We start from the raw sequence: 15,881 nt of genomic DNA on the forward strand, positions 1-15,881 counted from the left end.
AATTTTTTATTTCAAAAAAGTAGTATATAAATACATAGCATTCAGTTCTCAAAAGTTCCGAAAAAATGAATAAAAATCATGATAAAATAATAATTAGTTCACTAAATGTGAATAAAAAAATTTGAATATAATTGCCCCTTACTAAAAATAAAAAGATAAAAAGAATAATTTAATTAAACTACATTCTACAAATTGGTTTTGACAAGTGTCGCCTTGCAGAAACCGGTGTTTCGTAAAACTGAGAATTTTTTAAATTACGAGTGATTATAATAGGAACTTTTTTGTCAGATTCTATTTTTCTTCCACATTTTTTGCACTTGAATCCTTTGTTTTTACCGGCTGAAGTCATTCTTTTTCCGCACTCACAAACCGGATTTTTATACTCGACATCATTAAGCCGGATAACCTGGAATTTTTCAATGTTGAATGTATTCTGCTCACCGATTCCTCCAAATACACGAATCACATCACCTGGACGCAGATGAGAAACAGTATTTCTGAAAGTTTTTGTCGGCTCATATGCACCGCATTCAATCTCACCGGATTCATCCCGTATAAAGAAAAACATATGCCCCCCATCAATTATTTTAGGCCTGTTTTTAACTTCACCTGTGACTTCATAGCAGCCGAACTGTTTCATTGATGCTATATTTTGAGCTTTCTGAATATGCATGTCTGTATGCTGGTTAGTTTTGAATATGCACCAGTCGGCAACAGGTTCTGAAACTTTAACAATGTCTTTTGCTTTTTTCAATGCCTCAACAGTGTTTGATCTGATTCCATAGAGGACCGGGCAGGGGGTTTTGGGTTCAATGGCAATGTAGTTTTCCCCATAATCAATATTTTCAAAAGTGTCCGGAAAAGTACTCTTGTCCATTTCATATACAGATTCATAATCAATCTGGCGTTTGGTTCCATAATTTTCAGGAATTCTGTATGTCAGCAATTCAAATGTATAATCAGACAACGGCAGACTGATAGCTGCAATTGATCCGATAATTCCCCTTCCTTTTTTGAATTTGTGAATTTCACAGCCAACTGACTTTCCAAAATCTTCAGCCTCTTCAATTGTGATAAACTCATAAATTGCCCTGAATGCATAATCCTGCATAGCAGAGGTTATTTCACCTTCATAAAATATTACTCCAGGATTTGTATTGTCACAGTCAAACATTGACAATTTTTCAACTTCCTCCAGAACAATTTTACGGGCCAAATCAGCTTTATCATCATTTTCTATTTTAAAGCTGACTCCTCCGTTTCCTCTTGTTTTGAATCTGGCAAAGGGATTCAATCTGATTAACCTCGGATAGTCCAAAAGTTCAATTCCATTTTCCTCAAGTCTGTTTATGATTTGACTGGCCAGAAACGTTGTACACATCCCATCGGGAGAGTCAGTGTCATCTATTCCAATATGTAAAACATTAATTTAAATCACCTTAAATATATAAGATATTAGAGTTATAACAATATATAGTTTAATTGAAGAGGTAATTCAATGTTTACTCGTGGAAACTTGTTACAGCAAATAGAACAACTACTGAAATCCCAAGGTTATAAGACCTCCGACATATACGAGCAGGGATCATTTGACCTGGTAGCAAGAAAAAATCTGCTGATATTGCTTTTAAAAACTTTTTTAAACATTGACAGCATTAACGAACATAATGCCCATGAAATGAAACAGCTGGCCAATATCTTTCTAGCTTCACCCATAATCATTGGAGAAAAGTCAAGAAACGGAATTCTCGAAGAAGGAGTAATCTATGAAAGATATGACATTCCAACAATCACTTTTGATACATTTAAAAACATGATTGTCTATAATGAATATCCGGAGATTTTGGCTGACCGTGGAGGATATTTCGTTAAAATAGACGGCAATGTTATAAAGCAGTACCGTGAAGAGTATTCAATGTCTTTAAAGGATTTAGCTAATTTAGCTCATGTTTCTCGTGCTACAATGTACAAATATGAAAACGGCATTGTCCGTGCAAATACTGAAACTGCAATGATTCTGGAAGAAATACTGAATACAAAAGTAACCTTAGACATTGATTTGTTGAAACAGCCTCAAAACGACAATATCAAATATAGTGATGACGTTAATGACTTATCAAAATTAGGATATGGAGTCTTATCTACAAATAAAAGTCCATTTGATGCTGTTGCTAAAATGAAAAGTTCGGATAATGATTCTCCTTTACTGACAAATGTTGAAAAAAACCGAACCGAAAAAACTTTAAAAAGAATGGCAATACCTTTAAAGGACTTGTCTATGGTTACAACATCTGAACCGGTTTTTATAATTAATAATGAAAAAATTAAAGAATCCATAGGTACAATTCCTGTGATAAAATCATGGGAGTTAAAGGAATTTGAAGATTCAAAAGAATTACTTAAAATGATTAAAGAGAGAAAAGAAAATTAGAGTGGTAAAATGGAAAACTTACAGATTACAGATATGGAAAATCATCCGATAAAATGGGTTTGCAATTATAAAGGACAGAGAGCTATTGGAATATGTGGAAAAACACAGAAAATTGCAATGTTTGCATCTGATGAAAGAGTGTCAAGAATCCTTGACGATATCGTGATAGGAACTGATGAAGAACAGGAAGGATACGGCTGTGAAGAAAAAAACAGATGCTGCAATTTTGAATGTGACTTATGTGAAATTTCACCAAGACAGTACCTTCAAATCACAGGCAAAAAACCGTCAAATAAAAATATTAAAGATTTGATAAACGGATTGGCTGATTTGAACAAGACTTTAAAAGAAGACGGATTTATTCCTTTTGAAGAATACGAAGTAGTTAAACTTTAGAATTCTTTTAAAAGTGAAAAATCCTGCCTAGCTTCTTCAACCTTTGCAACGCCAACAGTAATCAAATCAATGTAATCTATATTTTTGAAAAATGTAAAAGCTTCTTTAGGCTGCAGAACACCGGCAGCCAATATTCTGGAGGCTATAACTTTTTTATTCAAACCAAGCAATTTCTGTTTAAATCCTTCCCTTTGAGATTCATTAAATGCGGAAATATCCATCATATATGAAATTGAATTGAATGGAATCATGTAAAAGTCAAACAGATCCAAATCGAGATTTTCACGAATCATATCCGTAGTTTTGGATGGAAATGCAGTAATCAGTCCTGAAAGTGAACCAGTATTGTTGATTTCGGATAAAATTTTGGAAGTCAGCTTCCAGTCATAACCGTCAACAATAAATTCATCAACAAGCATTAAGGGACAGTCATAATCGGAAAAAAGCTCAATATCCTCATCCCAGTCGACTTCTTTTGCAACTTCATAATTGGGATTTAAATAATCAACATCTGATCTTCCAACAGTAGCAATTACTTTCATTTTGCAGTCCTGTTCTGCTGCAATATCATATGCTTCAAGCAGATTGCTGTCATTAATTAAATTGATAGCCCTAACACCCTGATTATATGATTCGACAATAACATCAGATATATTTTGAGGACTGTCATATAAATCAAGCTGATATAGCCTGGAGCGATGCCCAAAATAAGGCTCCGCCATGAACGGCCCAAAACCTAAGATTGTTTGCGGAATTGATTTGCCTTTGAATTCTAACTCGTCAAGATAAATAATATCACCTCATTCCTTCTCAACGACAACAGCAGTTCCGTATACTAAAATCTCCTGCATTACATCGGAAATTTCATTTGAATCAAATCGGATAGCTACAATACCGTTTGCACCCAATTCTTTTGCATGCTCGATTGCTCTTTTTAAAGCTTCATCCCTTGACTCTTCCATCATGGTTACATACTGTTTGATTTCTCCGCCAAAAATGGATTTGATGCCCGCACCTATTTGACCACCTGCACCTCTGCTTCTGACAGTTAAACCGTAAATAAATCCTTTTGTTTCTAATATTTTAAATCCGGGAATATCATTTGCAGTAGAAATCGCAAATTCTTCTATAGATACCATAATTATTTCTCCTAACTTTTTAAGTAATGATTTTAAAGTAATCATTACTGCTATTTAAATATTTTAAACCACCTTATAAAAATATGTTATTTTTTAAAGAATTATTTAAATTATAAATATAATAAAAAATAAAATTTTAAGTAATATTTATTATTAAATATTCAATTTAAAATTTACAATATTATGGTGAAAATATGAAAGTACTCGTTGCTGATTCAATTAATGAAAAGGGTATTGAAAATTTAAGGGAAGTTGCTGAAGTTGTTGTAGACACCAGCATTACTCCTGAAGAATTAGCAAATACCATTCACGAATACGATGGAATCATCGTAAGAAGTCGGACAAAATTAACTGCAGACATTATTAAAAAAGCAGACAACATGAAAATTATTGCAAGAGCTGGTGTTGGTGTAGATAACATCGATTTAGATGCAGCTACCGAAAAAGGTATCATGGTAGTCAATTCACCGGAATCCACTTCAGTTACTGTTGCGGAACACACTATGGGATTAATCTTAAGCATGGCTCGTAAAATTTCCATTGCAGACAAATCAGTTAAAGAAGGCAAATGGGAAAAGAAAAACTTTATGGGTGTTGAGCTAAGGAACAAAACTCTCGGTGTAATCGGTATGGGAAGAATCGGATCCCAAGTAGTCAACAGATGCAAAGCTTTTGGTATGGATGCAATGGCATACGACCCATACTTACCTGAAGAAGTCGCAAAACAAATGGGTGTAGATTTAACCGACTTGGATACCGTGCTTAAAAATTCTGACTTTATTACAATCCACGTCCCACTTACTCCTGAAACCAAACATTCAATTTCAGCTGAACAGTTTGAAATCATGAAAGATGGTGCTTACATTGTAAACTGTGCACGTGGTGGAATCATTGATGAAGAAGCATTATACGATGCTTTAGTAAATAATAAAATAGGTGGAGCCGCTTTAGACGTATATGAAGAAGAGCCTCCTAAAGATTCAAAATTATTCGAACTAGATAACATTGTATTAACTCCTCACATTGCAGCTTCAACCAAAGAAGCTCAAAGAGATGCTGCTATTATTGTAGCTGATGAAATTATCGATTTGGCCAAAGGTAAAAACCCTAGAAATGTTTTAAACATGCCTAGAATCGACAATAACACTTACCAGGAAGTAGCACCTTACATAGAATTATGTGAAAAATTAGGTAGTTTCATCTCCCAGGGAGTAAACGGTAAAATTAAAGAAATTGAAATTATTTACAGCGGTGAATTAGCTGAAATCGATAACCTTGAAATATTAACAAGAACTGTTATTCAGGGAGCTGTTAATCCGTTCTTAAGTTCTCCTGTAAATGCAGTTAATGCAGCTCTCGTTGCAAAAGACAGAGGAATCAGCATTACTGAAGGAAGAAAAAATAAAGCAAAAGGCTATGAATCATTAATTAAAGTTATTGCAAAAAGTTCAGATGACGTATTCTCCGCTGAAGGTACCCATCTTCACGAAGCAAGAATTTTAAAAGTAAATGATTACTGGGTCGACGTTATTCCTGAAGGACACATGTTCATTGCAAAATACGAAGATGTTCCTGGAAGTATCGGTAAAATTGGTACAAAATTAGGAGAACATAACGTAAACATCGGAATTATGCAAGTCGGAAGAGATGAAAAAGGCGGAAGAGCCATCATGGTTCTGACTTTAGATAAAGAAATTCCAAAAGATGTTATTAAAGAAATCCAAGCTTTAGACAATGTCTATGAAGCTAACGGATTAGAATTATAAAAAACAATTTTCACCAATATTGTTTTTTATTTTATTTATTTTTTTAAGCAAAATCAGTCTTTAAAGTTTCTAGAAACTTTTTTTACAGTCCCATCAGGATTAAGCTCTATTTTTATAACCTGATTTGGCATTTGAGTTTTTGATATAACATTAATCTGGTTTCGTCTTTCAAATTCTTCATAATGATTGATTCTTTCTTCCTCATCGTCAAGGTGTTTGAAGAATTCATCATCATCTTCATCGAAAAATCCAGGTTTGAATTCGTCATCATCTGTAACTACATCGCTTTCATCAAAAAAATCATCAGGATTGTTGTCAAGCAGATATCCGTAGTCCCCTACACTATATTCAGCAGACTGGCCGTAACGGTCATAGGCCCTGAAGGTTTCAAGTGAATAAGGAAGACATACTATCATATGAAAATAACCATGTCGGGAAAATGTTGTTAAATCAGCATCTGACGGCATTGCGCTTGGACCTGGGTGTGAGTGAACAGATCCGAAATATTTTGTATTCATAGGAATCAGTTCGTTGTGAATAACTGCTCCTGTTTCACATGTTTCACCAGGCAGAAAAATCAGACTGGTAATGTAGAGAACTTTATCTTTAATTTCACCGTCAAAGAATGCCAGAAACTCATTGGGATAAGACTTTTTTGCATAATAAATTACTGATTCCAAAACTTCCCTGTCTACCCTGACTTCGTTAAATTCCTCATCATTATTTCCAAACAGTTTTGACATGAATCCCATTCAATCACCTTAACTTTTTGAAGAACTTTTCAGAAAATATCGGAAGTTCCCAGTCCTTATAGATATAGCTTCTGTAGGAAGTCTGATTTTTATTTTCTTTTTTGTTGAAACCTACTATTTTTTTATTTTTCCTGTATATTCCAATTCCTCTTTTTTTATAAATTTCAACATCATTTAAGTTAATGCCATTTTCGAACAATAATTCATTAATGTCACTTAAATTCATGCCTTTTATGATGTCGTTTGCTTCAGTATTTGAATACTTTGATTTGAGGTATGAAATGCCATGTGAGTTGACACAGTTTCTCCAGCACTCATCCTGCCTCCATCTGAAATAGCTCAATATATCCCCATCTGAAATTGGAATAATCCTCGAATCAAATGAAGGAGGCTTTTTGAATTGAGTATCATAATGCATAACAAAGGAACTGGCCGTAAAACTCGCAATAACAGAATCAAGTTTTTCAATTCTGCCGTCAAAAGGAACCTTATCAAAAAGCAAGCTTATTTCATCTGAAAAAGTATAAACGAATATGGGTGAAAACTCTTCAAACAAATCTCTGCAAACTTCACAGATGACATTATAGAAATTTTCATCATATGGTTTGACCAGATTTAAATCACGAGCTAGGGAATGAAAACTTCTCCCATCCAATCGCATAATGATTTTAGAGTTTTTGGGAACTCTTAAAGATGAATAAACTTCAAATTCTTTCATTTACATTCCTACACTGATTGTTTCATTGAAACTTTTAAGCAATCTGATTGCAGAAAGTGCTGCAAGCATGCTTGTTTTCGGATTGGCAGCACACGGATAATTCATAGTAGTGGTTTTAAACTCACCGAAGTCTCCTTTTGCAGTAATTTCATGAACATTTCTGTCAACTTTAGGATCCACAATTATCTTAACATCAATATCCCTGTTGCATGCCATACTTATTGTTGCTGCAACATTGATGTTTAAAGGGAACTCCTTGACTGCTTCTGAAGCCTTTCCTTCAAATAATATTTCCTCTTTATCAATATCTTTCCCAAGAGATTTTGGGGATTTACGGGTTACGAGATTTACTTCTTTAAGTCCGAATTTAGCTACAGCTTTAATTCCGTCCAGCCCCACAACAGCACCTGACGGCAAATGAATTTTAGCACCGTTTTCCTTGGCAATTTTTAAAACATCATTGTAAAAGTCCATGTCCATAAATGCACCAATGCTCATTACAATCATGTCTTTGCCTTTCATCAATACTTTAGGCGCCAGTTGCTTGACTGAATCAGGTGATGCACATTCGAGGACCAGATCTACATTATCCACCATATCATCAAAGTCAAGTGCGGCTACTCCTCCGGCCAGACTTGCCAGATTTTCAGCCCTTTCAATATCCTTATCAAAAAAGTATGCAATATCAATGCCGTTTTCTTCAGGAACTATGCTGGTTGTTATAATATTAGCTATAGCTCCACATCCTATAATACCTACTTTCATAGTATCACTAAAATAAGTTAATTAAATTGAATAAAAATAAAAAAAGAATTTAAAAGATTATTTCTAATCTTTTAGTCGAATTGAACTTGAGTTTCATTTTGTGGTTGAGTTTCAGGTTGTTTTGGAGCTGGTGCTTCAGGGATTTGTGGTTCCGGGTTTACTTTTTTCATGTCCCTAGGGTTTATTAACATAATGTCCCCAATAGCTTGAACTTTATCAAAATCAACGGTTAATACATCATTTTGGAAAGACCTCATATCATTATCTTCTGGGGATTCACCACGAATACTTCCTAAAAATTGGTTAACAAATCCAGTAGGTCTTCTTTCTTGTTCAATTGCTCTGACTTGTAATTTTGAAATAGTTCCTAATCTAATATTAAGAACAACATCTTCTACACGACCAACATAATGTCCTGTGTTGGTATAAATATCTAAACTGCGTAATTTTGAAACTTCTACCATTTTTACACCACAAATAAAATAATAATTAAATAAATATGTATAATTTTATTTAATTGTTAATATAAATACTTTATGTTTTTGAAAAAAGCTTTAAATTACAAAAAATTTATTTAATCATAAAATTAAAATAATATTTAGATTAAAAGGAGACTTTAAATTGTGGGATACAACAAAAGATTATAGAATTTTAGTAGCAAGCAAGGCAAGAGAAAACTATCTGAATCTCATTCCGACAGCATCTTTTAGAGGCAGCTGGAACAAAAAGCAGGCTGTTGATTTAGGAAAGCAAATGAACAGTGATTTTCAATCATTGACTTACTCTTATTTGGAAGGAGATGAATTGGTAAACTCCCCTGACGTTGAAGCTTTAAAAGAAAAAGCATTGAAAATTATAGAATATTTAGGTGGAGATGACTGGAATAAAAAGTTTTTAAGCAATGCTCCAAAGGAAGATCGAGAAAAAACCCAGGAAAACATTGCAAAAGTAAGATTTTTCCTAGACACAATCATTGGTTTGAAAGACCGTTTGGCATTAGGCCCTATAAATGATCCGATAATGGGCGTTGACATCAAAGTCGGAGAAGTTATGAGCGTTACCACACATCCTAAAAACGATAATTTAATGCTGTGCAATGTCAATTTGGGAAAACGTGCAATTACTGTTGTTACCAACGATATGAATGTTAAAGACGACAATAAGGTTGGAGTCTCCTTATTACCTCCACAATCCTTTAGTGACATCGTAAGTGAAGGAATGTTTTTAGGAATGGACGGAAATATTCTCAAAGATGTTGAGGGAGAACTTGGAGAGATGCCTAAAGGAATTCCAATGGAATCTCTTAATGAAACACGTAATCTCGTGGAAAATTATTTAAAATAAGTTTAAAAAACTTATTTTCTTTTTTTTAATATTGAGACATTTCCTCAAAAATGTTGAATTAAAAGGCAGAATCACTACCTTAAATTCAACCCAATCAGTTTTGTTTTTGTCATTTCCTCAACAGCATATTTAATGCCCTCTTTTCCAACACCACTATTTTTAAATCCACCGAAAGGCATGTTATCTGTTCTGAATGTGGATTGCTTATTTACAAAAACAGTTCCTGCTTCAATTTCCCGGACGCATCTCATTGCATTTGAATAATCATTTGTAAATACTCCTGCCTGAAGACCATAATCAGTATCATTGGCCACACTGATTGCCTCATCAACTGAGTCCACATGAATAATCGGTGCTACCGGACCGAATGTTTCATTTACAACCAGATCCATATCTGCTGTGACGTTATCGATTACTGTGGCTTCATAAAATGCACCGTCACGATTGCCTCCAGTCAATATTCGAGCACCTTTTTGAACTGCATTGTTTACTGTTTCTTCAACCTGAATTGCTGCTTTTTCTGATATCAGAGTTCCCAATGTTGTGGATTCATCCAAAGGATTACCCATCACCAGCCTTTCAGCTTTTTCAACCAGCTTTTTGGCAAATTCCTTTGAGATATCCTCCTGAACAATGATTCTTTTAACTCCCATACATACCTGACCTGCATTTAAAAATGCGCCGTTGATTGCTCCCTGAACTGCCTTATCAACATCAGCATCATTTAAAACAATCATAGGATCATTTCCGCCAAGTTCAAGAGTAACCTTTTTCATTCCGGCCTTTTGTGAAATCATAAGCCCGGTTGTTACACTTCCTGTAAATGATATCTTATTAACATCGGGAGAAGTGACCAGGTAATCTCCGACTTCAGAACCGTATCCTGTTACAGTATTTACAACACCGTCCGGAAACTCTTCGTTTAAAAGTTCAGCGAATTTCATCACGGTCAGAGGAGACTGTGTCGGAGGCTTTATGATAACCGTATTTTTGCATGCAATTGCAGGAGCAATCTTATGGATTGTTAAATTCAGAGGATAGTTAAATGGAGTTATAGCTGCAACGACACCTAAGGGAAGGCGCTGAGTGAATGCAAAAAATCCCTTGCCGTTCAAACCGGCATCCAATGGTACGCTTTCACCATAAATTCTTTTTGCCTCTTCGGCTGCAAGTTTTAAAGTTTCAATTGACCTGTCCAGTTCAACCAATGATTCATTAATCGGTTTTCCAACCTCCAAAGTCAATAATCTTGCAAAATCTTCACGATTGTCCTTTAATTTTTCAACAGCATTGAAAAGATTGTTTGATACCTTGAATGCAGACATCTCACACAAACTGTCTTTTGCATCATTAGCCTGCCTGATTGCCAAATCTGCAGTTTGTCTGTGAGCAATAGGGACAGTATCGATTACTTCATTATTAAACGGGTTTTTTACTTCTTCCAAATCATCGCCTGAAACGTGTTTTCCACCAATCAGCATATCCATTTTATCACCTGTTAAATATTTTTATAACTTGAAATTAAAATAATATACTATGCAAACAAATAGATTCGAAACATTTTTTGATGCGATTATTGCAATCATCATAACTGTTTTGGTTTTAAAAATTCCGCAGCCTGCAACACCAACTCTTGCAGGCATTATGGAGCTTAATTCAATCTATATTGCATATCTGATTAGTTTTTTAATTTTATTCAATATCTGGTATGCAAACCATAACCTATTTCAGGTAGTTGACAATATCAGCAACAGGGCAGTCTGGACTTATGGAATAATGACATTTGCAATTTCACTTCTTCCGTATTTTACAATCTGGCTTGCAAACAATGTCTATTCAGTTCCTGCAGAAACCATGTTCGGAGTTATTTTTATTGTGACACATATTCTGAATACATTTGCTACACATGAAATATACAGAAGTAACCTGTATAATAAACAGTTACTTGCAATAAACAACGACAGCTATTATTTTAATCTGCCTTTAGTTGTTCTGGCAATAGGATTCATCCTAACCTACACAGTATTCATTCCGGGGATTTACTTTGCCTGTTTGATTTCAATTATAATGTGGATTGCAATAGGCAGAGTTATGAGGAGTGATGATGATGGAAACTGAAAGGTTTGAAGCACTGATTGATGCAATTCTTGCAATTATCATTACAATCATTGTTTTGGAAATTCCGCTTGCGGCTTCAGGCAGCTGGGAAGCACTGTTTGAGATAAAATATGAATTTGCAATTTATGCAATCAGTTTTATTGTGTGCTTTAACTTCTGGAACTTCAACAACAATATTTTCAGCATTGTAAATAAAATTGATAACAAAGTCATCTGGACAATGGGAATTTCACTGTTTGTATTATCATTACTGCCTTACCTGACAACTTTTGTTGCTGAAAATTTCTATGTATTTTTCCCGCAATTTTTATATGGATTAAATTTCATCGTTACCGCAGTATTGTCACTGATTATCGGAACATTCCTAAAACAAGCCGATCCCGGAAATATTGCACTGCAGATTGCTATAAAACCTCAGCCAATGTACAGTACAATAATTATAGTTGCTGCGGGAATGCTGATAGGTTATTTCGCATATCCCCCTGCAATAATTATATGTTGTCTTCTATCAATAATTGGCGTGTGGACCATTCCAAAATTAATTAACGTTTAATAGGGCATTGATTAATTTTAATGCCTTAATTTTTTAAAAAATAAAAAAAAGAGAGGTTTATTTATACATTGGAGTATAATAAACCAGCAGCTCTAGCTGCGAAGAATACTAAGTAAATACCTAAAGCACCTAAAAATATTCCTCCGACTGTTGAATTCCAACCGGAAATGAAACCGCCTATTATGGATAATAGGAAAGCAATTAAAGCTACGATAACAATAAAGACGATTAATTTTAAAATGCCTACTTTTGTGATATCTCCTATAGCATCACCAATTGATAAAGCATAACCTATATCTTCAGTTTTAGCTAATCTGCATTCAGCCATAAATGCTGCAAGACCGAAAATTACAAATAATATGAATTCAATTACCATTGCTAACCAGTGCTGGAATATAATTGCTAAAATTGCAGAAATGATAATTGGAATGATGAAATAAACCAATTGAACAATAGTTAATTTAAAACCATTGAAAAATTGCCTTACAAAATCAAGTCCAGGAGCATCAAAAGATCTGTCAATTCCGTATTTAATTATATCCAATTGATAACCGGAAATAGCAAATGAAATTATCACTGCAACAATAAATCCGATAACAGCGGATCCCATTGCAGCCGCAAGATTTGAAGCTGCAGCGCTGGCAGCCGCAGCACCCATGGATCCCACCCATACAATACCTAATATAATACCTAAAATGAGATATATAATCAATGCTTTAATATTATGAAAGGGATAAACTAAAGCATCACTAATAATTTCCATTAATTCCATTTTTTCTTCACCTTTAATTTTTTTAATAGAAAAAACTCTATTTGAGCTTAATAAAAATTATATAATTAATAGTATTTAAATATTTTAACTTAAAAGAAAGGAAGAAATCACCAAAAAATTAAAAAAATGTTTAAAAATAATGAATAAACAATTAAAATAACTATAACCGTGATTATTCATGCTACAATTACGCCTGATTTTTTAATCAGTGAAATATCTTCTGAAAAGATATGCAAGAATTGAACCTGCAAAGTTCTGCCAGACAGAATATAATGCTCCGGGAACAGTTGCCTGGGCAAGATTTGGGAAATGAGTCTTTGCAAGACTTGTTGACAATCCAGAATTTTGAAAAGCAATTTCAATTGCTATGGTAACCATGTGTTTTTTCTTCATTCCCACAAGATACCCTGCAGCAAATCCTAAAAGCATTGCCAGGAAATACTGGAGAATAATAACGACGATAATTATCCCTGATGAAGTAAAGATTGCCTGTTTATTTGCTCCGACAACCCCTGCAACAATCAGACAGATTACAATTGAAGATAAAGCCGGCAGATAATCTTTCAGCTTTTCACAGAAGTTAGGGAATTTATAATTCAATAGCAGTCCAATAACAATCGGGATGATAACAATCTGAATGATTGATATGAACATTTCTGTAGGATTGAATGGAATATGATTGCCTATAATCAATAATGTGATTATTGGAGTCAATATCGGTGAAAGCAATGTGGAAATAGCCGTTAGAGAAACAGATAATGCAACATCACCTTTTGCAAGAAATGTGATTACATCAGATGCAGTTCCTCCAGGAACAGTTCCAACCAGAATCAAACCAACAGTTAAAGCCAAATCCAGAGAAAAAATACTTGCAAGAGCAAATGCAATAATAGGCATTATAACATATTGAGCTGAAATACCAACAATGATTTCTTTAGGGCTTTTAAAAACATCAAGAAAGTTGTTTAACTTAAGTGTAGTTCCCATTGTAAAAAGAACCAAACTTAAAAGCAGATTCAAAATGTTTATCCCATTATATTTGCTTAAAACCCAGTTGAATGAATTTGGATATGTTAATGAAACAATAATTGCCACCAACATTATTGCAAAAAAATACTTTTCAATGAATTTGAAAATTCGTATCATAGTTTAAATATTCATTTTTCAAATTAAAAATACTTTTCTAAAATTTTAAGTTCCCTATTGAATTCATTAACCTCTTTAGATGCAATCTCATCACTTAAATCACTTACATAATTATTGTACATATAGATTGCAAGCAAAACCACCACAATTATTCCTCCAAAAAGCAAAATGAACTCAGCAGAACCCTGACCTTTATTATCCATTAGAATCCCCCCATAAGAATTTCAGCTCCGAAGGTTGAAATAATATAAAAGATACCAAAGGAGGCCGCAAGCAAAGGCAGCGAGAACTTGAATCCTTTTTTAATGTCCCCATACATTATTATACTTATTATAAAACCCACCAGAAGCGAATGAATGATTAAGTAAATTTCACCGGCTACCGGAGCCGTCAAAATAATTTCAGAATCCATTCCATAGTTCTGCATAAATCCTGAATAAACTCCAACCATACCAATTGCAAAAGGCGTTGCTATAATCGCTGAAATTATTAAAAACATGACAGACATCATGACTGCAGATTTTCTCTCACGTTTAAGTGCCATTAAATCTCTTAAATCATCAGAAACATCAGAAAGTACTGTTGAAATGCTTGATCCGCTTTTACGCCCATCCAAAATAATTGCAAAAATTCTCTCCAGTTCCCTGGATTTTAATCTTTTGCTCATTGCACGCCATGCTTCATCGAAATTACGCCCCATACGAATTTCTATAATGGTTCTACGCATTTCATCGTAAAGCGGCCCTTCACCATACTGAGACATGTCCCCCATGGCATTTTCGAAGCTGAGTCCTACCTGCAGCATGCTTGACAGCTGCCTTAAAAAATCAGGAGCTGTTTTTTCAATTTCCTGTGCCCTTCTCTCCTGCTGGACAACAACATATGTGAAAAGTCCCGGAATTGCAAAAAATGGTACGATCAATACTGAAACAGGCAAGCCGAAAAAGGTTATTGTTACTCCAAGAACAATTTCCGAAATCATGATAAAAATTATAAGTATTGCTAAAACTTTACTTGCTTCTGTAAAAATTGCCCCACTCAGCAAAAATTCCTGCAATTTAGATAAATACTTTTCAGATATAATATTGTCCAAAAATATAGCCAAATTAGTTATTAATTTTAATTTCATGAAATAATATTAGAACTAAAAGCATATAAAGTGTTGGTTGTATTTCAAAGCAATTTTAGAAAGTGAAAACAATAGTTATAAATCTATAAAATAATTAAATATTTGATTAAATTAACACAATATAACCAAAGAACATATGAACAAATAATAATCAAATTCAAAAAGTAAAAAAGTTAGAAGAGAATAGAATCTCTTCTATTTGATTGTAATTTTAACTTTTTTGGATGACGCTTTATAGGTATTGTCGCCATCGTATTTTATTACTGCTGTGAATTTGCCTTTTTTGGTTATCTTAAGGCTGAAAGTAGCCTGACCTTTAGCATTTGTTTTAGCAGTATATGTTTTACCGTTGATTTTCAAGGTAACCTTTTTACCGGATGCAAGGTAGGTTTTACCGTCAATGGATGCGCCTTTAATGGTTTTTAAAGTAACAGTGTATTTTTTGGTTTTAGCACTTGCCTTGAAAGTCTTTGCACTTGCAGAAATTGAAGTAGGTTTCTTTTCGATAGTTACTTTAAATACTTTCATGGTTGCATTGTAGTCATCATCATCTAAAAATACAACAACAAAGGTGTAAAGACCTGCGTTTTTGAGGTTAATCTGAACATTTGCAAAACCGTTAGCATCAGTAGTTCTGTTTAAGGTCACACCATTATAACCGATGAAAACTGTTTTATTTGCTAAAGGATTGCCATCTGCATCTGTAAGCTGTACAGTGAAATTGTTACCTCTTTCACCCTCATAATAGTCACATGCGTACTGTGTGAAGTCCTCTCCTACAATAACTGTGGACTGTCTTTGAGGAGTAGCCAATTTAATTGTAATATTAGACCCGACATAATCCTCACTGCC

The 15,881-nt window shown here is 34.1% G+C and carries 19 protein-coding genes; 6 read left to right on the forward strand and 13 right to left on the reverse strand.

The features are described from left to right. Nucleotides 1–178: 178 nt before the first annotated feature. Nucleotides 179–1,429, reverse strand: a complete 1,251-nt coding sequence (locus QZN33_RS09975) for a DUF1743 domain-containing protein (protein ID WP_394347057.1) — start codon at nucleotides 1,427–1,429, stop codon at nucleotides 179–181. 69 nt (nucleotides 1,430–1,498) lie between these two features. Between QZN33_RS09975 and QZN33_RS09980 the strand changes: the two genes are divergently transcribed. Both QZN33_RS09980 and QZN33_RS09985 read left to right on the forward strand, forming a co-directional pair. Beyond that, complete coding sequence (locus tag QZN33_RS09980; RefSeq protein WP_296791893.1) at nucleotides 1,499–2,431, forward strand: transcriptional regulator; 933 nt, start codon at nucleotides 1,499–1,501, stop codon at nucleotides 2,429–2,431. A 9-nt stretch (nucleotides 2,432–2,440) separates the two neighbouring features. Next, nucleotides 2,441–2,827 carry a hypothetical protein gene (locus tag QZN33_RS09985; RefSeq protein WP_296791896.1) on the forward strand — a complete coding sequence of 129 codons (387 nt, stop codon included), beginning with the start codon at nucleotides 2,441–2,443 and terminating at the stop codon, nucleotides 2,825–2,827. Here the strand turns inward: QZN33_RS09985 and QZN33_RS09990 are convergent. After that, entirely contained in the window at nucleotides 2,824–3,549 is a 726-nt protein-coding gene (locus QZN33_RS09990) for a hypothetical protein (protein ID WP_296791899.1), read from the reverse strand. The genes QZN33_RS09985 and QZN33_RS09990 overlap by 4 nt on opposite strands. Before the next feature lie 78 nt (nucleotides 3,550–3,627). After that, nucleotides 3,628–3,966: a heavy metal-binding domain-containing protein gene (locus QZN33_RS09995; RefSeq protein ID WP_296791902.1), complete on the reverse strand. Its 339-nt coding sequence runs from the start codon at nucleotides 3,964–3,966 to the stop codon at nucleotides 3,628–3,630. A gap of 194 nt (nucleotides 3,967–4,160) precedes the next feature. On the opposite strand from QZN33_RS09995, the gene serA reads away from it, so the two are divergent. Then, complete coding sequence (gene serA / locus QZN33_RS10000) at nucleotides 4,161–5,732, forward strand: phosphoglycerate dehydrogenase (RefSeq protein WP_296791904.1); 1,572 nt, start codon at nucleotides 4,161–4,163, stop codon at nucleotides 5,730–5,732. 53 nt (nucleotides 5,733–5,785) lie between these two features. Here the strand turns inward: serA and QZN33_RS10005 are convergent, their stop codons facing one another. The 4 genes from QZN33_RS10005 to QZN33_RS10020 all read right to left on the reverse strand — a co-directional run bounded on the left by QZN33_RS10005 (nucleotide 5,786) and on the right by QZN33_RS10020 (nucleotide 8,431). Next, nucleotides 5,786–6,484, reverse strand: coding sequence for a Mov34/MPN/PAD-1 family protein (locus tag QZN33_RS10005; RefSeq protein ID WP_296791907.1), 699 nt, complete (start codon nucleotides 6,482–6,484; stop codon nucleotides 5,786–5,788). A gap of 4 nt (nucleotides 6,485–6,488) precedes the next feature. Further along, nucleotides 6,489–7,202 carry a tRNA(His) guanylyltransferase Thg1 family protein gene (locus tag QZN33_RS10010; RefSeq protein WP_296791911.1) on the reverse strand — a complete coding sequence of 238 codons (714 nt, stop codon included), beginning with the start codon at nucleotides 7,200–7,202 and terminating at the stop codon, nucleotides 6,489–6,491. Continuing rightward, a complete protein-coding gene (locus QZN33_RS10015; protein ID WP_296791914.1) occupies nucleotides 7,203–7,967 on the reverse strand; it encodes an aspartate dehydrogenase in 765 nt (254 codons plus the stop codon). It abuts the gene before it with no gap. 71 nt (nucleotides 7,968–8,038) lie between these two features. Then, nucleotides 8,039–8,431, reverse strand: a complete 393-nt coding sequence (locus tag QZN33_RS10020) for a PRC-barrel domain-containing protein (RefSeq protein WP_296791917.1) — start codon at nucleotides 8,429–8,431, stop codon at nucleotides 8,039–8,041. A gap of 157 nt (nucleotides 8,432–8,588) precedes the next feature. On the opposite strand from QZN33_RS10020, the gene QZN33_RS10025 reads away from it, so the two are divergent. Then, complete coding sequence (locus tag QZN33_RS10025; RefSeq protein ID WP_296791920.1) at nucleotides 8,589–9,311, forward strand: tRNA-binding protein; 723 nt, start codon at nucleotides 8,589–8,591, stop codon at nucleotides 9,309–9,311. Nucleotides 9,312–9,385: 74 nt separating this feature from the next. On the opposite strand, the gene QZN33_RS10030 is transcribed toward QZN33_RS10025, so the two are convergent. Beyond that, the gene (locus QZN33_RS10030) at nucleotides 9,386–10,798 is read right to left on the reverse strand and encodes a lactaldehyde dehydrogenase (protein ID WP_296791923.1); all 1,413 of its coding nucleotides are present in this window, start codon (nucleotides 10,796–10,798) and stop codon (nucleotides 9,386–9,388) included. A gap of 49 nt (nucleotides 10,799–10,847) precedes the next feature. Here QZN33_RS10030 and QZN33_RS10035 point away from each other — a divergent pair, with 49 nt between their 5' ends. Continuing rightward, nucleotides 10,848–11,429: a TMEM175 family protein gene (locus QZN33_RS10035; protein ID WP_296791926.1), complete on the forward strand. Its 582-nt coding sequence runs from the start codon at nucleotides 10,848–10,850 to the stop codon at nucleotides 11,427–11,429. Then, a complete protein-coding gene (locus QZN33_RS10040) occupies nucleotides 11,416–11,982 on the forward strand; it encodes a TMEM175 family protein (RefSeq protein WP_296791929.1) in 567 nt (188 codons plus the stop codon). The genes QZN33_RS10035 and QZN33_RS10040 overlap by 14 nt, the downstream gene beginning before the upstream one ends. A gap of 61 nt (nucleotides 11,983–12,043) precedes the next feature. Here QZN33_RS10040 and QZN33_RS10045 read toward each other — a convergent pair whose 3' ends face one another. The 5 genes from QZN33_RS10045 to QZN33_RS10065 form a co-directional block, all read right to left on the reverse strand. After that, nucleotides 12,044–12,754 (reverse strand): DUF4013 domain-containing protein, encoded by a 711-nt coding sequence (locus tag QZN33_RS10045; RefSeq protein WP_296791932.1) that lies wholly within the window; start codon nucleotides 12,752–12,754, stop codon nucleotides 12,044–12,046. Between the two features lie 201 nt (nucleotides 12,755–12,955). Beyond that, nucleotides 12,956–13,900 (reverse strand): bile acid:sodium symporter family protein, encoded by a 945-nt coding sequence (locus tag QZN33_RS10050; protein ID WP_296791936.1) that lies wholly within the window; start codon nucleotides 13,898–13,900, stop codon nucleotides 12,956–12,958. Nucleotides 13,901–13,923: 23 nt separating this feature from the next. Then, a complete protein-coding gene (locus QZN33_RS10055) occupies nucleotides 13,924–14,103 on the reverse strand; it encodes a class III signal peptide-containing protein (protein WP_296791939.1) in 180 nt (59 codons plus the stop codon). Next, complete coding sequence (locus QZN33_RS10060) at nucleotides 14,103–15,029, reverse strand: type II secretion system F family protein (RefSeq protein WP_296791942.1); 927 nt, start codon at nucleotides 15,027–15,029, stop codon at nucleotides 14,103–14,105. Before QZN33_RS10060 ends, QZN33_RS10055 begins: the two co-directional genes overlap by 1 nt. A gap of 195 nt (nucleotides 15,030–15,224) precedes the next feature. Further along, nucleotides 15,225–15,881 (reverse strand): Ig-like domain-containing protein (locus tag QZN33_RS10065; protein WP_296791947.1); only part of this gene is annotated, 657 nt, incomplete at its 5' end.

Source organism: uncultured Methanobrevibacter sp. (assembly GCF_900314615.1).
Lineage (GTDB): Archaea > Methanobacteriota > Methanobacteria > Methanobacteriales > Methanobacteriaceae > Methanocatella.